At 40.2% G+C, this 23,290-nt stretch carries 23 protein-coding genes and 1 tRNA gene; 5 read left to right on the top strand and 19 right to left on the bottom strand.

Annotation, left to right across the window (positions count from 1 at the left end):
• The first annotated feature begins 47 nt into the window (after positions 1–47).
• The gene (locus RB214_RS12290; RefSeq protein ID WP_309167203.1) at positions 48–1,496 is read left to right on the top strand and encodes a dihydrolipoyl dehydrogenase; all 1,449 of its coding nucleotides are present in this window, start codon (positions 48–50) and stop codon (positions 1,494–1,496) included.
• Between the two features lie 352 nt (positions 1,497–1,848).
• Here RB214_RS12290 and RB214_RS12295 read toward each other — a convergent pair whose 3' ends face one another.
• The 3 genes from RB214_RS12295 to RB214_RS12305 form a co-directional block, all read right to left on the bottom strand.
• On the bottom strand, positions 1,849–2,271 hold the full coding sequence (locus tag RB214_RS12295; protein ID WP_309167204.1) for a hypothetical protein: 423 nt from the start codon (positions 2,269–2,271) through the stop codon (positions 1,849–1,851).
• Between the two features lie 61 nt (positions 2,272–2,332).
• Positions 2,333–2,737: a hypothetical protein gene (locus RB214_RS12300; RefSeq protein ID WP_309167206.1), complete on the bottom strand. Its 405-nt coding sequence runs from the start codon at positions 2,735–2,737 to the stop codon at positions 2,333–2,335.
• A complete protein-coding gene (locus tag RB214_RS12305; protein ID WP_138611398.1) occupies positions 2,737–2,937 on the bottom strand; it encodes an AlpA family transcriptional regulator in 201 nt (66 codons plus the stop codon). Before RB214_RS12305 ends, RB214_RS12300 begins: the two co-directional genes overlap by 1 nt.
• A 127-nt stretch (positions 2,938–3,064) precedes the next feature.
• On the opposite strand from RB214_RS12305, the gene RB214_RS12310 reads away from it, so the two are divergent.
• From RB214_RS12310 to RB214_RS12320, 3 genes are all read left to right on the top strand, one after another.
• Complete coding sequence (locus tag RB214_RS12310; RefSeq protein ID WP_008467385.1) at positions 3,065–3,406, top strand: hypothetical protein; 342 nt, start codon at positions 3,065–3,067, stop codon at positions 3,404–3,406.
• Entirely contained in the window at positions 3,403–3,753 is a 351-nt protein-coding gene (gene tnpB, locus RB214_RS12315) for an IS66 family insertion sequence element accessory protein TnpB (protein WP_024604009.1), read from the top strand. The genes RB214_RS12310 and tnpB overlap by 4 nt, the downstream gene beginning before the upstream one ends.
• Positions 3,754–3,833: 80 nt before the next feature.
• Positions 3,834–5,315 (top strand): IS66 family transposase, encoded by a 1,482-nt coding sequence (locus RB214_RS12320; protein WP_002963282.1) that lies wholly within the window; start codon positions 3,834–3,836, stop codon positions 5,313–5,315.
• A gap of 111 nt (positions 5,316–5,426) precedes the next feature.
• Here the strand turns inward: RB214_RS12320 and RB214_RS12325 are convergent, their stop codons facing one another.
• The 14 genes from RB214_RS12325 to rppH all read right to left on the bottom strand — a co-directional run bounded on the left by RB214_RS12325 (position 5,427) and on the right by rppH (position 18,557).
• Complete coding sequence (locus RB214_RS12325; protein WP_309167208.1) at positions 5,427–6,503, bottom strand: hypothetical protein; 1,077 nt, start codon at positions 6,501–6,503, stop codon at positions 5,427–5,429.
• Between the two features lie 10 nt (positions 6,504–6,513).
• Positions 6,514–7,752, bottom strand: a complete 1,239-nt coding sequence (locus tag RB214_RS12330; protein ID WP_309167211.1) for an integrase domain-containing protein — start codon at positions 7,750–7,752, stop codon at positions 6,514–6,516.
• Between the two features lie 281 nt (positions 7,753–8,033).
• Positions 8,034–8,108, bottom strand: a tRNA-Arg gene (locus RB214_RS12335).
• A 72-nt stretch (positions 8,109–8,180) separates the two neighbouring features.
• Complete coding sequence (locus RB214_RS12340) at positions 8,181–8,855, bottom strand: FlgO family outer membrane protein (protein WP_024606238.1); 675 nt, start codon at positions 8,853–8,855, stop codon at positions 8,181–8,183.
• Between the two features lie 8 nt (positions 8,856–8,863).
• Positions 8,864–9,565 (bottom strand): FlgO family outer membrane protein, encoded by a 702-nt coding sequence (locus RB214_RS12345; RefSeq protein WP_010553226.1) that lies wholly within the window; start codon positions 9,563–9,565, stop codon positions 8,864–8,866.
• 13 nt (positions 9,566–9,578) lie between these two features.
• Complete coding sequence (locus RB214_RS12350) at positions 9,579–10,172, bottom strand: FlgO family outer membrane protein (RefSeq protein WP_024606239.1); 594 nt, start codon at positions 10,170–10,172, stop codon at positions 9,579–9,581.
• Positions 10,173–10,227: 55 nt separating this feature from the next.
• On the bottom strand, positions 10,228–10,812 hold the full coding sequence (locus RB214_RS12355; RefSeq protein ID WP_029752277.1) for an SPOR domain-containing protein: 585 nt from the start codon (positions 10,810–10,812) through the stop codon (positions 10,228–10,230).
• A 111-nt stretch (positions 10,813–10,923) separates the two neighbouring features.
• A complete protein-coding gene (locus tag RB214_RS12360) occupies positions 10,924–11,607 on the bottom strand; it encodes an SPOR domain-containing protein (RefSeq protein WP_024592961.1) in 684 nt (227 codons plus the stop codon).
• A gap of 655 nt (positions 11,608–12,262) precedes the next feature.
• Entirely contained in the window at positions 12,263–13,141 is an 879-nt protein-coding gene (galU, locus tag RB214_RS12365; protein WP_024604695.1) for a UTP--glucose-1-phosphate uridylyltransferase GalU, read from the bottom strand.
• Between the two features lie 23 nt (positions 13,142–13,164).
• On the bottom strand, positions 13,165–14,016 hold the full coding sequence (locus RB214_RS12370; RefSeq protein ID WP_309167215.1) for a thymidylate synthase: 852 nt from the start codon (positions 14,014–14,016) through the stop codon (positions 13,165–13,167).
• Positions 14,017–14,026: 10 nt separating this feature from the next.
• Positions 14,027–14,830 (bottom strand): prolipoprotein diacylglyceryl transferase, encoded by an 804-nt coding sequence (gene lgt / locus RB214_RS12375; RefSeq protein WP_039484768.1) that lies wholly within the window; start codon positions 14,828–14,830, stop codon positions 14,027–14,029.
• Between the two features lie 13 nt (positions 14,831–14,843).
• Positions 14,844–15,653 (bottom strand): sulfite exporter TauE/SafE family protein, encoded by an 810-nt coding sequence (locus RB214_RS12380; protein WP_309167218.1) that lies wholly within the window; start codon positions 15,651–15,653, stop codon positions 14,844–14,846.
• Positions 15,654–15,743: 90 nt separating this feature from the next.
• Positions 15,744–18,008 (bottom strand): phosphoenolpyruvate--protein phosphotransferase, encoded by a 2,265-nt coding sequence (ptsP, locus tag RB214_RS12385; protein WP_309167221.1) that lies wholly within the window; start codon positions 18,006–18,008, stop codon positions 15,744–15,746.
• 30 nt (positions 18,009–18,038) lie between these two features.
• On the bottom strand, positions 18,039–18,557 hold the full coding sequence (gene rppH / locus RB214_RS12390) for an RNA pyrophosphohydrolase (RefSeq protein WP_002958704.1): 519 nt from the start codon (positions 18,555–18,557) through the stop codon (positions 18,039–18,041).
• Between the two features lie 530 nt (positions 18,558–19,087).
• Between rppH and mutH the strand changes: the two genes are divergently transcribed.
• Positions 19,088–19,759 (top strand): DNA mismatch repair endonuclease MutH, encoded by a 672-nt coding sequence (gene mutH, locus RB214_RS12395; protein ID WP_002958705.1) that lies wholly within the window; start codon positions 19,088–19,090, stop codon positions 19,757–19,759.
• Between the two features lie 291 nt (positions 19,760–20,050).
• Here mutH and eno read toward each other — a convergent pair whose 3' ends face one another.
• Positions 20,051–21,349 (bottom strand): phosphopyruvate hydratase, encoded by a 1,299-nt coding sequence (gene eno, locus RB214_RS12400; protein WP_024589994.1) that lies wholly within the window; start codon positions 21,347–21,349, stop codon positions 20,051–20,053.
• Positions 21,350–21,624: 275 nt separating this feature from the next.
• A complete protein-coding gene (locus tag RB214_RS12405; RefSeq protein ID WP_154903495.1) occupies positions 21,625–23,259 on the bottom strand; it encodes a CTP synthase in 1,635 nt (544 codons plus the stop codon).
• Positions 23,260–23,290 lie beyond the last annotated feature (31 nt).

Below are 23,290 nucleotides of genomic sequence, written 5' to 3' on the forward strand. Positions count from 1 at the left end.
AATATAAATAGGGGCACTGGTTGCCCCTATTTTATAAGGAAAAAATAATGAAAGAATTGCAAACCGACGTTGTTGTTATTGGTGCGGGTACTGCGGGTTTAAGTGCTTATCGTAATGCTAAACAATTTACAAATAACGTACTTATGATCGAATCAGGCCCTTACGGCACTACCTGCGCACGAGTTGGCTGCATGCCGAGTAAATTATTAATTGCAGCTGCTGAAGCTGCGCACTCAATCACAATGGCACCTGCATTTGGTGTACACAGCTCTGCACCACGTATTAATGGTAAAGAAGTGATGGCACGCGTTAAAAGCGAACGCGACCGCTTTGCCGGATTTGTAGTAGAAGCTGTAGATGAATTACCAGATGGTGATAAAATTCGTGGTTACGCTAAATTTTTAGACACAAACCGCATACAAATAGACGACCACACAATTATTACAGCAAAACGCTTTGTAATTGCTACCGGTTCACGCCCTTCGTACCCTGGCGTATTTAATAACTTTGGCGACAAACTTATTATAAACGACGACGTATTTGATTGGGATGACCTACCAGAATCAGTCGCTGTATTTGGCCCTGGTGTAATAGGTCTTGAAATTGGCCAAGCACTTAGCCGACTAGGCGTAAATGTAAAACTATTTGGTGTAGGCGGCGCAATTGGCCCACTTACAGATCCAGTAGTAAAAGACTACGCAAACACTGTTTTTGCTGAAGAATTTTTTGTAGATACCGACTCAAACGTATCTGACATGATGCAAGTTGGCGACAAAGCACAGCTAACTTACACCGACAAACAAGGTGAAAAACACACCGAACAGTTTGACTACGTACTTGCAGCCACAGGCCGAGTACCTAACGTAGATAAACTAGGCCTTGAAAACACCGGCATTGAGCTTGATGAACGCGGCGTACCTCACGCAGACACGCACACAATGCAATGTGGTGAATCAAACATATTTATAGCAGGCGATGCAAGTAACATGCTACCACTGCTACACGAAGCATCTGACCAAGGTGCTATTGCAGGTCAAAATGCAGGGCGCTTCCCAGATGTACGTATAGGTCTGCGCAGAGCTAAAATTGCAGCTGTATTTAGCGACCCACAAATAGCAATGGTAGGCGAAAGCTACAAGCAAATTACTGACCGATTAGGCCCATGCGGTTGTTTTGAAGTAGGCGAAGTAAGCTTTGAAAACCAAGGCCGCAGCCGCGTAATGCTTAAAAACAAAGGCCACATGCGTGTTTACGCAGAGCAAGGCACTGGGTTATTTTTAGGGGCAGAGTTTATCGGCCCACAAGCCGAGCATTTAGCTCACCTACTAGCATGGGCGGTACAAAACAAAATGACCGTACCACAAATGTTAGAAATGCCTTATTACCACCCAGTGATCGAAGAAGGGCTACGCACAGCGCTGCGCGACCTAAACGCCAAACTTAAATTTGGCCCAGACATTATTAACCATTGTATGGAATGTGGCCCAGGGGCATAAGCTTAGGACTTAGGGCTTAGGGCTTAGGGCTAAATAAAAATAATCAGCGAGTAAATTTATTTATTCGCTTTTTTATGCTCAACTTAAAGTGAGTGACAGCCAATCGATAATGCAAAATAGTGATATTAATTGATAACATACTTTTTCGTTGGGTTTCGCTGCGCTCAAGCCAACCTACGTATAAGCCACTCCGCCTGCGCGACAAAAACTTGAATAAGGTTTTTTATATCACGACCTAGCTTTAACTTAGTGCTGTAATATTTATTCGACTGAAGTGATAAATTGAATTAGATGTTTAAAATACAGAAGTATTAATAATCTTTTTTGAAAATGAATGCCTGAGTTAGCACTGCTACATATGTGCTAGATGAAGTTTGAATTTCAAAGCACCAACCTCGTAACTAATTGATTTTATTGGTAGTCCATCCACCAGCCAAATTACATTGCTCAGATGATCTCCAAGCAATCCGCCAAACCCCTCACTATTACGCAAAGCGTCCAGCACCGTTTTAGCCTGAATTAAAAGCTGCTCAAATTTCAATTGCTCCCTAGGGATTTCACCAAAATACATATCAACGCTATCCGTCAATACTCCCCCTATGCGCTCACTAACAGTCCAGAGTAAGTTTGCTAATGTGGTCTCTGTCATAGACTTGTAGTTATCATTAGCAGTAATAAACACTGTTAAGCTATGTACCTGACTTACCGCCCTATCAAGATAATCAAAATTGTCTGCCGAAATGCTAGCATCATATTTCATATTGTTTGTAGTCATCGTCCTGTTCCTTATTAATTAATTTTTTAATAGCCAGTAATGGCAATACTTTAGTAATTACTTATGACAAACGATTAAAAGGCGCCAACAACTCCGCCTCTTGCTCCTTGCTTAATACTCCTGCTTTTCGCCTTGCCCGGCTCGCGTTAATCTCTTTCAAAATTGCCGCTGCTATTTCTGGTGATGAAAAGCTATATCTAAGATGAGTACCTATACCGTCTGGGTTCTCATCATTCACTCGCGTTAACTCAAAACCGTGCAAGCGCTCTAACTGCGTGAAGTAGTTCCTGCCACTGGATAGGCCAACGCTACGCAAAATATCGTTTTCTGTAGCGCCTGTGGGGTGCTGTAGAATATAAATAAATGCTCGCTCTTTCTTTGACTGCGCCTTCGGCTTTTTTGGGCTATTATCATTAACTGCTGAATTGGCTTGGGTGGCGGCTTTTTTGCCGTTGCCCCCTTTCATTAGGCTGCCTCCTCGTCATGCTCCACACAAGGTAGGCTCTCCATCCAAGCCTTAATTTCGCTTTCAAGCCAACCCACTGAACGAGCGCCTAAGTCGCGTCTAGCAGGAAATAATCCCATTTTTTCCTTACGCCAAATCGTAGGGCGGCTCATGCCAGTAATTTTTACTACTTCGCGTTGCTTTAAAATTCTATCAATCATAACGTTTCACCTTGTGATAATTTGAAATAAACAAACAGTTCAAGGGTAAGCGTCTAGCGAACCACACCTAGCATCGATGCTCTGATTATCTAAAAATACCTGCTCAATGATAAATTCGGAGCAGGTGATGAAAACTTACAGAACAAGCGCACAGTGGCAGCAGCTTTTGCTGAAACGCAGTACGTTTAGTGGTACTAATATTGAATTCTGCCAACACCATAATGTCGCTATTACGACTTATTATAAACAACGTGCTTTACTGGCAAAAGACCAGCCTAATTCCACCTTGCCAGTGCACACGCAGTGCCTTACATCATCACGTTTTGTCCAGGTAAAACAAACTACTGAAGTCTGCGCGCAAACTCGTCAAAATACGCTGCAGTTTGATACGCTAACCGGCCAACTCACGTTTCCTATCGATTTAGCGACGGCCGATATCGTTGCCATTATTAAAGGGCTAACGGTATGAGGATGTTCGTTGATGTACCCACCGTCTATTTATGTGCCGATGCCGTTGATTTTCGAAAATCAATTAATGGTCTGGCGGCGTTGGTGGAAGCAGAGCTTGAACTACCCGTGCTCAGTGGTGCGCTATTTGTGTTTTGTAATAAAGGCCGTGACAAACTCAAACTGCTTTACTGGGATAACACCGGTTTTGCACTGTGGTATAAGCGATTAGATAAGCATAAGTTCAAATGGCCCAAACTCATGTCACCCACCATGACCTTAAGCGAGCAGCAATTACACTGGTTATTATCGGGTTATGATGTGATTGGACACAGTAAAATTGATGTCGCAGGTAAGAAAATGCTTTAATATTTGCGATCGATTGATGATCATCAAAGTGAGTTCAGTTAGCACTGCAAAGCCTTTGATGATGCCTTAAAATAGGCGTCATGAAAAATGAACTCGCCCTTAAACAGCGCATTGCTGAACTTGAAAAACTGTTAGCGCAGAAGGATGCCCAGATTGCGGCATTGGAAGAGCGCTGGAGCTTGGCCCAACAAAAACAATTCGGCAAAAGTGCTGAAGGCTTTGCCGGGCAAGGCGAGTTATTCAATGAAGTGGAAGAAATTGTTGAGGAAGTTGAGGCAGAGCAACAATCCATTAGCTATACCCGTAAAAAGCCGGTGCGTAAGCCACTGCCAAAAGACTTACCTCGTGAGCAGGTTATTCACGACATCATCGACAAAACATGTGATTGCTGTGGCGGTGAGCTACATAAAATGGGTGAAGATAAGTCAGAAAAGCTTGAGTTCATACCCGCTAAAATCAAAGTGATTGAGCATATTAGGCCTAAATACGCCTGCCGTCACTGTGATAAATCCTCAACTCAGACACAGATTAAACAAGCCTCAATGCCTGCCATGCCCATCAACAAAGGCATTGCAACCAGCAGTTTGCTCAGTCAGCTTATCACCAGTAAATACCAATACGGGTTACCGCTGTATCGCCAGGAAGCGATGTTTAAGCAATACGGTATTGAACTCAGTCGACAGACCATGAGCAGCTGGATAGACAAATCAGCCACACTCTTCGCGCCATTAGTTGAACGGCTTAAAGCCGAGCTGTTAAGGCAACCCACGCTGTTTGCCGATGAAACGCCATTAAAGGTGGTGAAATCGGACAAAGTAAACAGTTACATGTGGGTGTATTGCTCGGGTCGAGATTCACCAGACCCGAATAATCCTATCCCTAATATCGTACTTTACGACTTCCACAATAGTCGCGCGGCCGCCTGCGTGGTCAATTATCTTGATGGATATCAAGGGTACTTGCACGTGGATGGCTATCAAGCCTATGCCAGAACAGAGGCAACCTTAATCGGCTGCTGGGCGCATGCTCGTCGTAAATTTATCGACGCGAAAAAGCTACAAGGTAAAAACAAAACCGGCAAAGCGGATGTGGTATTGAGCCTTATCCAAAAACTGTACGGCGTTGAGTCACGCATCAAAGATAAAAGTGTGGATGACAAATATACGGCAAGACAAGAGGTTAGCCTGCCTATTCTTAGCAAGCTAAAAATATGGCTTGAGCAGGATCAGCCAAATTTAGTGGGGAACAGCAAACTGATAGAGGCAGCTAATTACCTGGCAAATCAATGGCACAAGCTCATACGCTATGTTGATGATGGCCGACTTAGCATCGATAATAATAGAGCAGAACGCGCGGTAAAACCGTTTGTGATAGGCCGAAAGAATTGGTTATTTAGCCAAACGGCTAACGGTGCCCATGCTAGTGCCACCCTTTACAGCATTGTGGAAACCGCCAAGATAAATGGTCTAATCCCATTTAATTACATCTGTGCTTGCCTTGATGAACTGTGCCAGCCTGAGCCCGATATCGACAGCTTGTTACCCTGGAATTTTAAAACATAGGTGTAGTTCGCTAGACGCTCACGTTCAAGGCGAATATTAAGAGGTTGAAAATAAATTTCCTGTCAGCTAACGGTTAGCTAACTTAACGCTATGATATTAAATAATTAAATTTTAATTTTTCTTTCTAATTGCGTCTCGGACAAGCTTTTCCATTCTTTCGCTACTTAAAGGGACGCTTTTTACTCCACCTGTGTCTTTATCAATTCCGCAGCCCTCAGGCCAATGAGTTTTATGATTTGTAGTAAAAGCCTTTACTACTTTTGAAGCCATTACCACACCACTTTTCAGACACTCTTTGTAATTATTTGCCAACTCATAAAGAGCAGCCTCTAATATCTGATTTCGAACTCCCTGATTCCTTTCTTTCGCTCCCGGTCGTTCAACAATCCCTGAATTTACTTTATCAACAGATACAACCTGATCACGCTTTAACAAAAACATATTAATATCAGGAAATACTATATCTGAATGCGGCTCAGCACCTTTTAGATTAAGAGTGTTGGATTTATGCGTTTCATGGCTATATAGCGTCCATATTTGTCCGTCTAATGAGGCAACTCTATTAATCCCTCCCATCGGTATATCAATACCTCTCTCGCTCAACTCATCATCACATTCATCATAAAATAGGACTTTTTTAAAACGCTCTAAGTGGCAACTTCCTTCGTCCAAAGGAACTTTAAAAGTGCCCTCTAACTTATAAAGCTCATCTTCTGAGAAATATGAACATTCATAATCATATGAATGCTTTATTTGTTGCCTAGAAGCTCCCTCGGCACTACTTAAAAAAGACTTTTCAATAAGTTCATTTGGTACATACCTGACCTCTTTCCCGTCATCTACCCGAGTGTAGTAAACATCTTTAACAGCTGAAAAAGCTAGACTTTGTAACTCAGCGCTTGAATTACTATCCCAACCTTTTTTTGCTAAGTGATCGATGCTTTTAAGAGCATCCTCCCCCTTTCCATCTTCTAAAAGTCGAAGCAAATCATCTAGCGAGTTATACGTTTGCGGTAGTGGGCTATATGGAAAACTCCGTTTTCCACGCTTGCCGTTTAACTCGATATATAAATCAATATCACCATTCAAATAAAGGTCGATTAATTTAATCGCTTTTACATTTATATCTGCTTCTTTATTAGAAGAAATCAAAGCCAAAGCAGTCTTAAAAGTTATAAATTCATCCATTAGCTGATCCTTAAACTACTTTTAAATGCTGGCTGCCAGTGACCGAGTAATCACCCTTACTAGCCGCTTCAATATGATCAGACCACCAGCACATCATTTTACGTCTGCGTTCTAAATAGTCGGTTCGGTTGTAAGCTGCGCGTACTTGGTTTTTATCTACGTGCGCTAGTGCCGCCTCAATTAAATCAGAGTCAAAACCTTGTGCGTTTAAAGTGGTACTAGCTAGTGCGCGTAAGCCGTGGGCTGTCTGCTTGCCTTGTAAGCCCATACGCCTGAGCGCTGCGCCTAATGTCTCTCGGCTTAGGTGGGTACGTGGGTTGTTATCAGAAGGGAATATAAAATCACGGTGACCGCTAATAGGTTTTAAATACTCTAATAGGGCTAATACCTGCGGAGTTAAAGGGATTGCTTGCGGTTTGCGCTTTTTCATACGCTCAGCAGGTATATTCCACACTCGATTATCAAAATCAATTTCATTCCACATTGCCCCCGCTGCCTCTGACGGCCTAGCCATTGTATGTAACTGCCACTCAAATAAGCATTTAGTAATAAGCTTTAAACGAGCATCGTTAACGGTTGCTAAAAGCATTGGCAGCTGTTCAGGGGCTACCGTAGGCATAGTAGTATGCTTAACAGTATCAAACGCTTTAGCGATACTGTGAAGATGATTGATCGGCATACGCCCAGTATTAACCGCATAATCCATCACTTCATTAATACGCTGGCACAAGCGGCCTAGCATATCGAGCTTATTCGCTGCCTCTAAAGGGCGCAGCGTTTCAATGGTTAACTGTGCGGATAATTTACTTATCGGCACTTTACCAAGCGCGGGATAAACATGTATTTCAAATCCTCGTAAAATATTAAATGAGTGCCGCTCACTTACTTTTACTGTTTTTAGCTTTAACCATTCAGTTGCTACTGCTTCAAAGGTATTCTTTGCCTCAGTTGCTTTAGTGCTTTGAATTTCTTCCCTGTACTCTTTAGGATCAATATCATCAGCAAGTAACGCCCTTGCCTCATCACGTTTTTTTCTAGCCGCTGCTAATGGTACCGCAGGGTAAACACCAAAACTTATTTGCGCTCGCTTTTTGATGTGCGGACGGTAGTAATTAAACAGCCACGTTTTAGAGCCATTCTTTTTTATACGCAAACCTAACCCGCCACCATCCGACAACAGGTATTCACTTGCTTTTGGTTTCGCATTTTTTATCTGCGTATCATTCAAAGGGGTTGTTAATCTAGGCACGTTTTCACTCCACTATCGAACAGGTAGCCAACCCTCAAAATGGGATACTAAAATCACGATCCGCATTCTTCCTTTAATTTTCATCCGCTTAACTGAATTACAGCGGTTTTAGTTACATCAAAATCAATAAATCGATTCGGTGTAACTAGCAGTGTAACTAAAAATGTGAAATGTAGCGATACCAAATTTTACGACTTGAAACGTGGAGGGCTTGTTTACAGTGGGGTATATAACGATTTTAAATTTATTGCTGCGATATTTTTATGTATGAAACGTGTAATTGGTAGCCCCTGCAAGAATCGAACTTGCAACTGCCCCTTAGGAGGGGGCCGTTATATCCATTTAACTAAGAGGCCACAAATAAGCTGTGTGCTTAGAGGTGTGAATTATAACGGCATCTGGTTTTTTATATCAAGCGACAACTGAACTTAATTGCTTGATAAGTATATATCTTCTTTATTTAGTACATAAATTGGGATTAGTTTTCGACTACTTGCGACGATTTTTTTTGTATGCGCGTTAATTACACGTGTATTTACAACAACAGCATCATGGCGATAAATTAATGTACCCGCTAATACATGGCTCGCCATTTGCTCTTCACTAAGCTTTTCAATATCACGTGAAAAAGCAAAATCACCACGGCTATTTACATCTATTGTTTGGGTTGTTTTAAAATCAACCACGCCATAACCAAACTTTTGTAACTGATGAATTAACGTCTCAGATATTTGATTACCCAATTGATTGCTTTTAGTAAGCGATGAATCAAGATCGACCAAGGTAGTAACGGCAATATTAATATTGGTGTCGGTATCACTTTCAAATTCAAGCGTATCAACCAAATCAAGTGCCATTTGCTCTACATAGTTAGCAAGTGTTTTATGGTGCTTAAGTGGTGTGAACTGCTGAGATGGATCGTATTCAACTTGCAATTGTATTGCTTGATTACTATAAGCAATATTAAGCTGATCATTACCACCGTTTACTGTGTAATCTGTTCGTGTTGTGTTTTCGTTATGCTCATTATTATGCGTCATTGAGCAGCCTGTTAACCCAATTAAAGTAGTAAATCCAACGATAGTAATTAGTATATACGACATAGTTAGCCTCACTTGCTTGCTTGCTTAAGCATTATGCCATCAGTGCGGTAGTTACTATTAAGTGCATCAACAACTGACTGCGGAATAAAACCTTGCGCAGTGCCTACTACGGCTTTGCTTTGCAGCCCAATAATACGTGCATTTACAAGGACTCCTCCTTGACTACTCACTAATGTGCCAGCGAGTACGTATTTAAAGTTTTGATCTTGGTTAAGCTCTAAATAATCTCGACTAAATACAAAGTCTCCTTCAGGTGTAACACGCATGTAGTCGGTTGTTTTAAAGTCAATAACGGGTATGCCAAAATTATGTAGCTCGTGCATAAAGCTTTCTGATATTTGATTACCCAGTAAACTACTGTCATTAAAATCATCATCTAAAAATACAAAGCTTGAAACAGCTAATGGTGTTTTTCCATTAACATATTGCAGATTTTCAACCATGTCTTGCATTATCCCGCGTACATAATGGTTTATGTTCTTTCGCATTGGCGGAGTCGGCTTAGTATGACTATTTTTTTGAGCAAAGTCCGATTGAAATAAACGGTCATTGGATACTGGATCTGCAACATCACGCTGATTATTAACGAGTTGCGTTGTTTGGTTATTATTTTGAACCTGGGTCTCATCCGTACCTGTATTCATACCATTTAGTATATGCGAACAGCCAAAGCCCAAAGGTAAACAGAGGGTAATTAATAGATTTCTCATTTTGTGCTCCTGGTTAGTATTCGCTGCGGTATAAGTAGCCATCGCGTTGCTGTATTTTTTCATTGCCCCACATTACATTAATTGGGATCTCTGTACTGCCGGCAGACAAAACTTGTTTATTATTAATATTTATCAAACGTGCATTTACAATATAAGCGTGTTGCTGACGGGTCACTGTGCCGGTAATAATTAAGTCAATATTCTGACGAGCGCGTAATTTATTTAAATCACGACTGAGTATACTGTCGGCATGTTCTGATAAGTTTAAGTTGTTTCCCAATCTATACTCAACGGTGTTATATCCCAGTTGGGTCATTTGAGTTAAAAGACTTTCTTGGATCTGTTGGCTTAAACCAAAACCTTGCTCTGTCATTAGTTTTGAGTCGATCTTATCGGCAAGAAAAAAGCTACTTACACCAATACGTGCATTTCTACTTAGCGGCCCTTGAAGATTATTAAGTTGGGCTGTTAAGTTATTAACGTATTCGCTTACTGTGTAGGCTGCCATAGCTGCTTTGGGAGCATTAGTACTGACACTCGGCTCGGGTTGAGGCGTTAAACTACAAGCTGCTAGGTTTACAAATAATAAGGGCAATAACAGGCGCATAGTTGCCATCCTCTTTTAAATATATAAGAGTTAAAGCAATTATTATGCCTAAAGATCACTGTTTGTAAGGTTGTTGAACATAATAGCTAACAAAACATGCTACTTGTTGCTTTATAAGAGCTAAACAATCATTTTTCGCATCCGCTGAATTGCTATAAGCACCTAACTTCAATCGATAAAAAGTTGTGTTATTAACACTTACGGTTTCTACATTTATCTCAGTGGATAAGATGATATTTTGTGGTATTTTTTTTTGAAATTCGCTGAGCTTCTTTTGCAATGCATTTTTATTTTTAAAAGCGGCAATTTGCAAAGCAAACAATGCCGAATCGGTTTTTAATATACTTTCGTTATTAACTACATCATTTACACGAGTATTTAGAACATCAGACTCATTTAGTTGTTTTAGGTTAGTAGCAAGCTGCGTTAATTTATTTTCTAACTTGAGTAGCTGCTCTACTTTTGGTTGAGAGCTTTCCCATTGTGCCGCAGAGCTTTTGAGCAGCTCCAAATCAGACTTTTCAATAAGAATCGGTTGCGGGGTTGCTTGAGCCATTTTAACTTGTTGAGATGAGTTACATGCAGATAAAACAAGTACACCCATTAGCATCATGCATTCTAAGCTCCGTTTTAAAAGCATTTTCCTTCCCTGAAATGACGTTGTTTTATGGGGTCATATACCCCTAAACGCATTTAATTATGAAGGGTGTATTTTATGGATAAACAGATTTTAAGCAAGTTTCTATTTTAACTACAGCTTTACTGGCTTATCAGTGTAGTTACTTACTATGCAATCGAGTTTGTACAGTTTGAATACGTCACAGTCTGCTTTTGCATTTTTAAAGTTTTGGTAAGAGCCAAGTTTCAGCCTGTAAAACATTTTGTCGTTTATTTTGGCGGTTTCTACGTTAGTCAATATTTTGTCTCTAAACAACGGTGCTGCTTTAGTATTTAGCTCTTGCCATGCTTTAGCCACACCTTGCTCTGAGTCAACCGAAGCTACCTGTAAAGCAAATACATGTTTAGGTTTATTTAATTTTACAGTTTGTTTTTTATTACTGTAATTTTGTTTAACTTGTTGGCGTGATTTAACATTACGTGTGTTTCGTGGTGAGCGTACAGACTTGCTGCTATACCCTTGATTAGACTGCGCAATAGCTTTGCTGTTTATAATATCGATATGATTTACGAGGTAAGTTATTTCTTTTTCTAATCTTAAAATTCGCTCTATGCCTTCACGAGCTTGTTGCCACTGCATTGCGGCATCTTTTAGCTGTGCAAGTTCAAGGGCTGTAATTGATACGTAGTCAGGCGAGTTACTTTGAGGTTGTTCATCAATGGTTTTTATTTCAGGCGAGACGCTGCATGCTGTACCAAATAAAAGCATTAGCAAGCTAAGTAAAAGCCCAATGTTATTTTTTTTATATATAAACATGTATTAGTTGTCCTGAAAGCAGTGTTTTTACACTACATTTCAGTTAAACATTCTCACAAGAAAGCGTTTAACTTTATTTAAGCTGTGAGCTATAAAACTTAGCTCTTCGCATGCTTGTCAGTGTTTCGTAAAACACAACGTTGCATACTCCATCCCTTCCTTGAGAGCATTATTTAATACAAATTCAATGCCAATTAACACAAACTTTACAACATAAATAACAATATGTCTGTAATGACTTAAAAAATTTTATTTTAGAGCTATTCCTTTTCTTATTTGATTCTAGGGCCTGTTGACCTTTCAGGATTAAAATTTGTTCAATCTAGGGGCTATTTAATCGCGGCGCGAGGTTTGTAACCTAGTGGGCTCGATAACTGCTCCTGCATTATTCTAATGGCTTACATCCATGTAAGAATAAGTAAAAACCGAGTAACAAAGAGTAAATTGCCCCGGGGCAGAACCCTTCGGGCAGCGCATGTTTGGCATCTATGCTACGTTATCGCCTATTTATGGGGAATAACCACACTACATAGGCTCTGCCTTGCCTAAATACCAAACAGCCTGCTGCAAATTTAACCTCGAAAGATAAACAGGCCCTGATAAAACTCATAAAAAAGGCGCCGATATAGGCGCCTTTTATGATTTACATTAACTGTTAAATCAGTTTTTTAATAAATGACTTTAATTCATCAGCAAATTCATCGCGACGAAGTGCAAATTCAATAGTCGCTTTTAAATAACCAATTTTACTTCCACAATCGTGGCTACGGCCTTTTATAGCGTATGCATCTACTTTTTCGTGTTCCATTAACATCGCAATTGCGTCAGTTAATTGAATTTCATTGCCTGCTCCTTGCGGAGTTTTTGCAAGTAACGGCCATATGTTTTCGCTTAATACGTATCGACCCACTACAGCTAAGTTAGATGGCGCTTCGTCTACTGGCGGTTTTTCTACCATGTTAAAAATTGGCGAGCTTTCACCTTGTTTTAAGTCAACATCGCCTAAATCAACCACACCAAACTTATCTACTTCATCCAGTGGTACTGGCTCAACCATTATTTGGCTATGCTTGTTTTGCTCAAAATTAGCGATCATTTCTGCTAAGTTATCTTTTTTAAGATCGCTCTCTACATCATCAATAATTACATCAGGTAGAATAACTACAAACGGTTCGTTACCAATAATAGGCGCAGCACAACTAATAGCATGGCCTAAGCCTTTTGCTTCACCTTGGCGTACGTGAATAATGGTTACGTCTTTAGGGCAGATTGCTTGCACTTCGGCAAGTAGTTGCCGCTTTACACGCTTTTCTAAAGTAGCTTCTAGTTCAAAGCTCGTATCGAAGTGATTTTCGATTGAATTTTTACTTGAGTGCGTTACTAACACTATTTCTTTAATGCCTGCAGCAACGGCTTCGTTTACTACATATTGAATTAAAGGACGGTCTACCACTGGCAGCATTTCTTTAGGAATTGCTTTAGTGGCTGGTAACATACGAGTACCAAGGCCTGCTACTGGGATGACTGCTTTCATTTTATGTTTTCCTTAATCTTTTATTATACTGAAAATGGATATTGAATCGCTTCGTGGCATTGATAGCCTGTTACTTCAAAGTCGTCTCGTGTTACCCACGTTTCTATGTCTTCTAATGATTTAATTTTTGGATTAATTTTTAACTGAGGTGATGCAAATGGCTCACGCGTTAACTGCACATCACGCATCAGCTCAAGTTGGTTTTCGTAAATATGTGCATTAGCAATTTTATGATACGCCTTACCCGCTTTGTGGCCGGTAATTTGAGCCACTAACGCAAGCAACACAAAACACTGGATTTGATTGAAATTAAGGCCGAGCGGTACATCACAGCTTCGCTGGTATGACGTTAAATATAGCGTATCACCAAGAAGCGAAAAAGTATGTGTATGCATACACGGGCGCAGGCAACCAAGCTCAAACTCACCTGGATTATAAAACGTGATTATTTCACCACGGTCATCAATGCCATTTTTTAAGTTATTAATAACTTTGGAAAGCTGATCGAGTGTTGAGCCATCTGGTCGTTGCCAACCACGGCCTTGTACGCCATAAACACGCCCCATGTCGTCCTCACCTTTACGGTTAGGATTATTAAGCCATGCGTTGTTATCGTTCGCGTTGGCATCCCATGTTTTACAGCCAATTTCACGAAATTGCGCAGCGCTGTCGTACCCGCGTAAATAGCCTAGCAATTCAGCAATCGCGGCTTTGTAATAACTTTTGCGTGTAGTGATCATCGGAAACTGATTATTAGCCACATCGTATTCTAAATCAGCATTAATAACGGTTAAACAACGCGTACCTGTACGTTTGTTTTCGACCCACTGCCCTTTGTCAACAATACGCTGACATAATTCTAAATATTGTTTCATGCTTTTCTTATTATGCCTTAGCTGGTGTAACGTGTTGTGGTTTCTTATATGCCCAAATTAATAAGCCTAAACCACCCACTATCATAGGAAGTGAAAGTATTTGCCCCATTGAAATAAAGTCTGCAAATAAACCTAGTTGTGCATCAGGTTGGCGGAAATATTCAATACAGAATCTAAACACGCCGTAACCTAATAAAAACACTCCGGCTACACTGCCTGCTGGGCGCGGTTTTTTAATAAACCATTGCAGGATTAAAAACAGCACTAAGCCTTCAAAAAATGCTTCGTATAATTGCGATGGGTGACGCGCAAGCGGACCGCCCGTTGGAAATACCATTGCCCATGGCACGTCGGTAACTCGGCCCCATAATTCACCATTTATAAAGTTACCAATACGTCCAGCTAAAAGCCCTACTGGAACCAGTGGAGCAACAAAATCGCCCACTTGAAGCAGTGATTTTTTACGCGTCCACGAAAAAATTGCGACGGCGGTTATAACGCCAAGTGTTCCACCATGGAACGACATACCGCCCTGATCTATCCTAAATAAATACAGTGGGTTTTCTATAAAGTAACTAAACTGGTAAAACAATACGTAGCCAATACGCCCGCCTAGTATTACCCCTAACATGCCGTAAAACAGTAAATCGCTTACTTGCTCTTTAGTCCAACCCGAATTTGGCTTTGATGCTTGACGATTTGCAAACCACATCGCAAATGCAAAACCTATTAAATACATCAAGCCATACCAACGTACGCTTAGCGGTCCAACAGAAAAAATAATTGGATCAATTTGAGGAAACTCAAGTGCCATAAAAAATAAACCTTTAGCTAAAAACCATTTTAATTGCGATAACTACAAGCAGCACCGCGAAAACTTTCTTAATTGTATTAACAGGTAAATAGTGAGTTGCTTTGGCGCCAATAGGCGCAACAAACCACGAGGTAATAACAATTCCAAATAATGCAGGTAAATAAACAAACCCAGCAAAACCATGCTCTAAATCGGTAACATGCCAACCTGCGCTGATGTAACCAATAGAGCCAAATAATGCTATAAAAATTCCGCACGCGGCTGCGCAGCCAATTGCTTTTTTTATATCAACCGAGAAATAATTAAGCATAGGTACTATTAAAGCACCACCGCCAATACCAATTAAACCTGATAATCCGCCCATTATCGCAGAAAATCCACCTAAAATAGGACCTGCCGGTAACGGTTTATCTGACATCGGTTTATTACGCGCAGATAGCACCATTCTTGCTGCAATAAATACAACACTTATAGCAAACACTGTACGCAATATTTGTTCAGGGATTAAACTTGCTGCAAAGCCACTAATAAGTGCACCTAAAGCCACGCCCGACATAACCCATGGGGCAATATCCCAAGGCACGTTATCATTTTTATGATGAGCCAGCGCTGAAGACGTTGAAGTAAATAAAATAGAAGCGAGTGAGGTTGCAATAGCAATTACTAATACATGATCAGCTGACGTTACATTAAATGAGAGTAGCAGAGTGCTTAGAACTGGAACGATAATTAAACCGCCACCAATGCCTAGTAACCCAGCTAAAAACCCAACAATACAGCCTAGTAGTGCGCAGCTTGCGACTAACAAACCTAAGTCATACATAGTAATCTCAAATACCCTTTTAAGGTTTATATATTAAAGGATTATAAAACTAATAGCATCTGTGTATTGCAATTAATTAGGCGTATAAGCTTATTTAGGAGTGTAAAACAAATCACCTAATTTATGCTCTAGCATAAAGCTTCGCGTTAAACGTAGTACTTGTTTGGCTGTAGATTGCGCTAAGCATTCACTTAATAGTTGTTCCATGTCACTGACATTTAAACGTCTAAGTACCCATTTAACTTTATTAAGCGATGATAAATTCATACTAAGGCGCCTGTAACCCATGGCAATAAGCAAAATAGCCCCTTCAGGATCGCCGCCTAGTTCACCACACAAACTAAATGGCAGTTCATATTGCTCACATTCGCGCGCTACTTTATTTAGTACCCTGAGTACGCCCGGGTGATAAGGGTTAAAAAGTTCGGCAACTCGTGCATTAGCCCTGTCTACTGCTAATAAATACTGCGTTAAATCGTTACTACCTACTGAGCAAAAATCGACTTTTTTTGACCACTCTGGAAGCATAAATACACTTGAAGGTACCTCTAGCATTATCCCTATGTCGGGTCTTTCTATGGTTTGCTCTGGGTATTTTTCACTTAACTCAAAATAAGCCTGTTCAAATAACGCAAGTGACTCATCAACTTCTTCAGTGCCGCTGATCATAGGGAGCATTATTTTTAGATTGCCTAAACCAATATTGGCTTTAAGCATCGCTTTTAGTTGATCTAAAAATAACTCTGGGTGATCAAGGCTAATACGAATGCCACGCCAACCTAAAAATGGGTTTTCTTCGGTAATGTTAAAGTAATCGAGTACCTTATCGCCCCCAATATCCAATGTACGCATAACCACAGGATTAGGATGATAGCTAGTTAGTACTTCTCGGTACCAGTTTTCTTGCTCTGATTGCGAAGGAAACTGACCTTTTTGCATAAACCACGCTTCGGTTCGATAAAGCCCCACACCGTCACAAATATGCGCGCTACTTTGCTCGGTATTAAGCTCGAGGCCTGCGTTTAATAATAAGCTAACATGCTCACCGTCAAGCGTAATTGATTCAGAGTCTTGCTCTGCTAAAAAGCGGTTATTAAGTAGGTTATCTTGATGCTGTAACTCTGTGTATTCATCCATCAACATTTGCGAAGGCGATATATATAAACGCCCAGCAAATGCATCTAAAATCATCGGTTTGCCATTAAACTGCAGTAGAGGTAGATCCTCTATACCCCAAATAGCAGGGATCCCCATTGCACGCGTTAATATAGAAGCATGGCTATTTGCAGAGCCATTTACGCTTACAACGCCTTTTAAGTGGCCTTTTGGCACCTCAGCTAGCATGGCAGGTGTTAAGGTATTAGCAATTAAAATAGTGTTGGCCGGATAATTTTTAACAGCGTGCTCGGTATTTACAAGATGATGTAATACACGAAGGCCAATATCTTTAACATCAACAGCACGCTCTTTTATATAAGGGTCTTGCATGGCATTAAATTGAGATATTAAACGCTCTATTACAATTTTTAGGGCGCTTTTAGCACACCAGCCTTCTTGTAATTGCATTTCAACATTATGCCCTAAACTTTTAGCGTCAAGCAGTTGTTGATACACATCAAATACCGCAAGAGCTTCGTGCGGAATTGAATCGCTTAGCGTCATAGATAGAGTATTAAATTCTTTGCGCGTTGCAGCTACAGCTTGAGTAAATAAACGGCGCTGCTCAGTGACGTCACTGTCTTTTAAAAGCTCAATAGATTTAAAATCAAGTTTTGGTAATACAACAAATGCTTGTCCTATACCTATCCCTGGCGCGCTCGATACACCTTTTAAAACAGACGTTTGATGAGATGACTCATCTTGGCGTAGTATTTCTTTAATTTCAGCATGCGCTAACTGTGACGCAAGTTGGGCAGAAAGCGTTATTAAAAACGACTCTTCGTCTTGGCTAAATACACGTGCCATTTTTTGTTGAACAACAATAACACCCAGTACTTTTTTTTGATGAACAACGGGTACAGATAAAAAAGCGTTGTAGCCTTCTTCGTTTACTTCGGGGGAAAGCTTAAAACGAGGATGCGATTTAGCAAATGCAATATTAATAGGTTCTTCGCGTTGCGCTACTAGGCCCACTAAGCCTTCGGTAAACCCAATTCTAAACTTACCCACCGCATCAGGATTTAACCCTTCGGTAGCCATAAGTACAAAATTGTCTTGGCTGTAATCTGCAAAATAAATGGAGCAGCACTGGGTTTTCATGGCATCTTTAACCATTTGCACAAAGCACACTAATGCGCTGTCTAAATTCGCTTGTCGCGATACAGACTCCGCAATAGATCTCAGTGTAGCCAGCATACCCTGCTCCTTTATTGTATCGAGAAATTACTACCTTTTACTTCGCCAATGATCTTTATGTTGTTCTCTCTTATTAAAAGGCATGGCGAAAGGAGCAAACTCTTTCATTACTCGTCGATAGACATCCCGTTTAAACGATACAACCTGTCTTACAGGATACCAATAGCTTACCCAGCGCCAATCATCAAACTCTGGATGATGGGTTTTAAGTAAATTTACATCTTCGTCTTTACAGCGTAATTTTAGTAAAAACCATTTTTGTTTTTGCCCAATACACACCGGACTAGAGTCTCGGCGGATTAATCGTTTGGGTAATTTATAGCGTAACCAATGTTTTGAGCTTGCGACTATTTCTACATCTTCTGGTCGCAACCCTACTTCTTCGTGTAATTCACGGTACATGGTTTGTTCTGCAGTTTCGCCATCATCAACACCACCTTGGGGAAATTGCCAAGAGTGTTGACCATAACGTCTGGCCCAGAAAACCTGTCCCTGATTATTGCAAATCACAATTCCGACATTGGCACGAAAACCTTCGGCATCAATCACCTTAGTGCCTCATTTGTAAGTCGATTTTTAATGATTGTTCCACATTAGCCGCAATACGGCAAATACTATTATACCCAAGCCAATTAGTGAGCTAAGTTTGAGCTTTTAGTATGTTGATAAATTAATAAAGAATAGGTAAATATTTAGAAAATAACTCATCAAAGCTATTGCGGTTCTTGTTTTCCTCTAGTTACTCACAGTTTGTGCATAACTTTTGTAAAACACGCTCATTTTGCAAACAAATCCACAATATTAGATCTTAAAACTTAGCTTCTCCACAGATTCTGTGGATAAACATGTTCATATAGTTGTATTTATCCTTACAACTTTTAAATGGCTTAATCAAAACTGAACGTGCACATTTAAAAAAACCTGCAGAGTCAGTAACTTAAAGTAAAGTAGCTTAATTTCAATATGTGCAAAATTAACACAAACAACAGGCGAGCAAAAAACGTACAACCCTAAAGATATCCACGGCTTAGCCTATTTGCTATCATGGCTATGGTATTTATACAACCGAAATTAAGAATATGCGACCTACAAAACCACACTCAATAAACGACTTAATGCAACGCGTTAACAGTATTGCCGGATTAACACTTGGGCAACTTGCAAACCAGTACCATTTTAAAACACCTGATGATTTACTACGTGAAAAAGGCTGGACTGGGCAACTCATTGAATACGTACTAGGCGCTACTGCAGGCTCAAAACCCCTCCCCGATTTTGAAGATTTAGGAATTGAGCTAAAAACACTGCCTATTTCTTATAAAGGTAGGCCACTGGAAACTACGTTTGTATCGGTTACACCTTTAATGAACGTGACAGGAATGACGTGGCATACCAGCTCTGTGCGTAAAAAACTAAATCATGTTTTATGGCTGCCAATTTTAAGCGAACGTGATATTGCGCCGTTTGACAGAACCATCGGCAGCGGCTTTTTGTGGCAGCCTTCACCTGAACAAGACGCTTTGCTACAACGCGACTGGGAAGAGCAAATGGAGCTAATTGCGCTAGGTAGAGTCGACGAAATATCAGGCCATTTAGGCGATGCTATGCAAATACGCCCTAAAGCTGCTCATAGTAAAATAGTCACTGATGCTATTGGCCCAAATGGGCAAATAATTAAAACCCTACCCCGTGGTTTTTATTTAAAAACCAGTTTTACAGGTGATATTTTAAAGCAGCAGTTTCAGCTTTGAGCTGTGCAGAAAATATTATGAGTTAAGCAAATCCTTTTTCGCACTTCGTGCACGTCAGCGTTCTTAACGCCTACAAGGTATTTCACCTTTTTAATAAAATAGTTTGAGGTTTAAATAAAGAGTTTTCGTTTTTGTTGTTCACCCTTTTCGCACTGCGTGCGCGCGTCAGCAAGCTAAACGCCTACAATAAATTTTCATCTCTTTGAGTAGAAATATTTGGCATAAAAAATCCCCGCCTGAGCGAGGATTTTATCATCTAAAATTAAAAGTTAGATTCTATATAAAATAGAATTACTGACCTTTAACTTCTTTAAGACCGTTGTACGGTGCTTTATCACCTAATTGCTCTTCAATACGTAGCAATTGGTTGTACTTTGCAACACGGTCAGAACGGCTCAGTGAACCTGTTTTGATTTGACCTGCAGCAGTACCCACTGCTAAATCAGCAATTGTTGAATCTTCAGTTTCACCAGAACGGTGGGAAATAACAACAGTAAAACCAGCATCTTTAGCCATTTTGATTGCAGCTAAAGTTTCTGTCAGTGAACCAATTTGGTTAAACTTAATCAAGATTGAGTTAGCAATACCGTTGTCGATACCACGCTTTAAAATCTTAGTATTTGTTACAAATAAATCATCACCTACTAATTGGATTTTATCACCCATTAGTTTAGTTTGATGTGCAAAGCCATCCCAATCAGACTCATCAAGACCATCTTCAATAGAAACGATTGGGTACTGATTAGTAAGATCTTGTAAGAAGAAGTTAAATTCTTCAGAAGTGAATTTTTTGCCTTCACCCTTAAGGTCGTAGATGTTTGCTTCTTTGTCGTAGAACTCAGATGCAGCACAATCCATCGCTAAAGTAATATCTTTACCTAGCTCGTAACCTGCGTTTGCAACAGCTACTTTAATTGCAGCAAGAGCCGCTTCGTTAGATGCAAGGTTAGGTGCAAAACCACCTTCATCGCCAACCGCTGTTGAATGACCATCAGCTTTAAGTACTTTAGCAAGGCTATGGAATACTTCAGCGCCCATACGTAGGCCTTCGCGGAAGTTTTTAGCGCCAACAGGTTGGATCATGAATTCTTGAATATCTACAGAGTTATCTGCATGTTCACCACCATTGATGATGTTCATCATTGGAAGTGGCATAGAGTAAACACCTGGCGTGCCGTTTAAGTCAGCGATATGTTCATAAAGCTCAACTTTTTTAGACTGTGCTGCTGCTTTCGCAGTTGCTAGTGATACAGCTAAGATTGCGTTTGCACCTAATTTTTCTTTATTTTCGGTACCGTCTAAATCTAGCATTACTTTATCTACAGCGCTTTGATCTAATGCACTTTGGCCTTTTAAAGCATCAGCAATTTCGTTATTGATATAACCAACTGCTTTTAATACACCTTTACCTAAGTAACGTGATTTATCACCGTCGCGTAACTCTAATGCTTCACGAGTACCAGTAGATGCGCCTGAAGGTGCTGCTGCACGACCCCAAGAACCATCTGCTAAATGTACGTCTGCTTCAACAGTTGGGTTACCACGCGAGTCCATAATTTCGCGACCGATTACTTTTACGATTTCTGACATCTTGATTCCTCTATATTCCCAAAATGGTGAGTTCAGCTAACTTTACTACGTTTTATATAGTTTATACCAATTGCATTTAATTAGTGAGCTATTATAGCGCTAAGAAAATAGCTCAATAACAAGGCTGAAATTATGACATATAGTTGTTCTATATGAATAATTTTTAACGCAGTGAGTGAGTTATTTAATGCGATACAATGCTCATGTTTTTAATAAAATTGGTATCAGTCAGCCCTTAAAACAAAAAAGCCGTGCAATATGCACGGCTTTTAAAATTACGAATTCGCTTTTTGGTGGATATGCGCGGCTGCTACAAACCCTTCAAATAACGGATGACCATCACGTGGAGTTGACGTGAATTCCGGGTGGAATTGCGCGGCAATAAACCATGGGTGATCTTTATTTTCGATAATTTCTACCAGTTTTTTATCTTCTGATAAACCAGTAAAGCTTAAGCCTGCTTTTTCAAGTATTTCTACAAAGTTATTATTTACTTCGTAGCGATGACGATGACGTTCAACAATTTCGTCGCTGCCATATACTTCATGAACTTTAGAGCCTGGCGTTAAATGACATTTTTGTGCGCCTAAACGCATAGTGCCACCTAAATCAGATTTTTCGCTACGTGTTTCAACATTACCTTCAGCATCTAGCCATTCAGTAATTAAACCAACTACTGGCGCTTCTGATTTTGCATTAAACTCTGTAGAGTTTGCATCCGTTAAACCTGCAACATTACGTGCGTATTCAATTAATGCTACTTGCATGCCTAAACAAATACCTAGATATGGTACTTTATTTTCACGTGCGTATTTAGCCGCTAAGATTTTACCCTCAACACCACGACCGCCAAATCCACCTGGTACTAAAATAGCATCTAAGTGTGAAAGTAATTCAACACCTTTGCTTTCTAAGTCTTGTGAATCTACATATTCAATATTAATTGTTAAACGGTTTTTAAGGCCCGCATGCTTTAATGCTTCGTTAACCGATTTGTACGCATCTGGTAATTCAATATACTTACCAACCATACCAATGGTCACTTCACCCGTTGGGTTAGACTCTTGATAAAGTACTTGTTCCCACTCAGCTAAATCAGCTTCTGGTGGATCTAAGTGAAAACGACGACATACAAAGTTATCTAATTCTTGTGTTTTTAATAACGCAGGAATTTTATAAATGCTGTCTACATCGGGTAGTGAAATAACCGCTTTTTCTTCTACGTTTGTGAATAATGAGATTTTTGCACGCTCATTATTAGGTAGTTTACGGTCTGAACGACAAATAAGAATATCTGGTTGAATACCTACTGAGCGCAACTCTTTAACAGAGTGCTGAGTTGGTTTCGTTTTCACTTCACCGGCAGGGCCTAAAAATGGCACTAGTGTTAAGTGAATAAATAGCGCGCGTTCGCGACCAATTTCAGTTCCCATCTGACGAATTGCTTCAATAAACGGTTGTGATTCAATATCACCTACAGTGCCGCCAATTTCTACAATAGCAATATCATAACCTTCAGCACCGTCGTATACACGTTGCTTAATATCGTTAGTGATATGTGGAATAACCTGAATAGTAGCACCTAGGTATTCACCACGGCGCTCACGACGTAATACGTCTTCATATACACGGCCTTGTGTGAAGTTATTACGACTAGTCATTTTGGTACGGATAAAACGCTCGTAGTGACCTAAATCAAGGTCCGTTTCTGCGCCGTCTTCTGTAACGTAAACTTCACCGTGTTGAATTGGGCTCATTGTGCCTGGGTCAACGTTAATGTAAGGATCCAGCTTTAAAATGGTAACATTTAAACCACGGGCTTCTAAAATAGCGGCCAGTGAAGCTGCGGCAATACCTTTACCCAACGAAGAAACAACTCCGCCAGTAACGAAGATAAATTTTGTACTCATGCGAACCCTAGAATATCAGGAATTAAAAGGA

It is taken from the genome of Pseudoalteromonas sp. HL-AS1, assembly GCF_031198785.1.
Taxonomy (GTDB): Bacteria; Pseudomonadota; Gammaproteobacteria; order Enterobacterales; family Alteromonadaceae; genus Pseudoalteromonas; species Pseudoalteromonas distincta.

Bases quoted from the DNA above. Each gene is read 5' to 3' on its own strand.
- RB214_RS12320 (WP_002963282.1), top strand. From the start codon at position 3,834: ATGAAAAATGAACTCGCCCTTAAACAGCGCATTGCTGAACTTGAAAAA.
- RB214_RS12370 (WP_309167215.1), bottom strand. From the start codon at position 14,016: ATGAAACAATATTTAGAATTATGTCAGCGTATTGTTGACAAAGGGCAG.
- RB214_RS12310 (WP_008467385.1), top strand. From the start codon at position 3,065: ATGAAAACTTACAGAACAAGCGCACAGTGGCAGCAGCTTTTGCTGAAA.
- galU (WP_024604695.1), bottom strand. From the start codon at position 13,141: ATGAAAGCAGTCATCCCAGTAGCAGGCCTTGGTACTCGTATGTTACCA.
- RB214_RS12305 (WP_138611398.1), bottom strand. From the start codon at position 2,937: ATGATTGATAGAATTTTAAAGCAACGCGAAGTAGTAAAAATTACTGGC.
- RB214_RS12350 (WP_024606239.1), bottom strand. From the start codon at position 10,172: ATGCGCCTGTTATTGCCCTTATTATTTGTAAACCTAGCAGCTTGTAGT.
- RB214_RS12380 (WP_309167218.1), bottom strand. From the start codon at position 15,653: ATGTATGACTTAGGTTTGTTAGTCGCAAGCTGCGCACTACTAGGCTGT.
- RB214_RS12405 (WP_154903495.1), bottom strand. From the start codon at position 23,259: ATGAGTACAAAATTTATCTTCGTTACTGGCGGAGTTGTTTCTTCGTTG.
- eno (WP_024589994.1), bottom strand. From the start codon at position 21,349: ATGTCAGAAATCGTAAAAGTAATCGGTCGCGAAATTATGGACTCGCGT.
- RB214_RS12325 (WP_309167208.1), bottom strand. From the start codon at position 6,503: ATGGATGAATTTATAACTTTTAAGACTGCTTTGGCTTTGATTTCTTCT.
- RB214_RS12300 (WP_309167206.1), bottom strand. From the start codon at position 2,737: ATGAAAGGGGGCAACGGCAAAAAAGCCGCCACCCAAGCCAATTCAGCA.
- RB214_RS12290 (WP_309167203.1), top strand. From the start codon at position 48: ATGAAAGAATTGCAAACCGACGTTGTTGTTATTGGTGCGGGTACTGCG.
- RB214_RS12345 (WP_010553226.1), bottom strand. From the start codon at position 9,565: ATGAGAAATCTATTAATTACCCTCTGTTTACCTTTGGGCTTTGGCTGT.
- RB214_RS12360 (WP_024592961.1), bottom strand. From the start codon at position 11,607: ATGTTTATATATAAAAAAAATAACATTGGGCTTTTACTTAGCTTGCTA.
- tnpB (WP_024604009.1), top strand. From the start codon at position 3,403: ATGAGGATGTTCGTTGATGTACCCACCGTCTATTTATGTGCCGATGCC.
- RB214_RS12295 (WP_309167204.1), bottom strand. From the start codon at position 2,271: ATGACTACAAACAATATGAAATATGATGCTAGCATTTCGGCAGACAAT.
- mutH (WP_002958705.1), top strand. From the start codon at position 19,088: ATGCGACCTACAAAACCACACTCAATAAACGACTTAATGCAACGCGTT.
- lgt (WP_039484768.1), bottom strand. From the start codon at position 14,830: ATGGCACTTGAGTTTCCTCAAATTGATCCAATTATTTTTTCTGTTGGA.
- ptsP (WP_309167221.1), bottom strand. From the start codon at position 18,008: ATGCTGGCTACACTGAGATCTATTGCGGAGTCTGTATCGCGACAAGCG.
- RB214_RS12355 (WP_029752277.1), bottom strand. From the start codon at position 10,812: ATGCTTTTAAAACGGAGCTTAGAATGCATGATGCTAATGGGTGTACTT.
- RB214_RS12340 (WP_024606238.1), bottom strand. From the start codon at position 8,855: ATGTCGTATATACTAATTACTATCGTTGGATTTACTACTTTAATTGGG.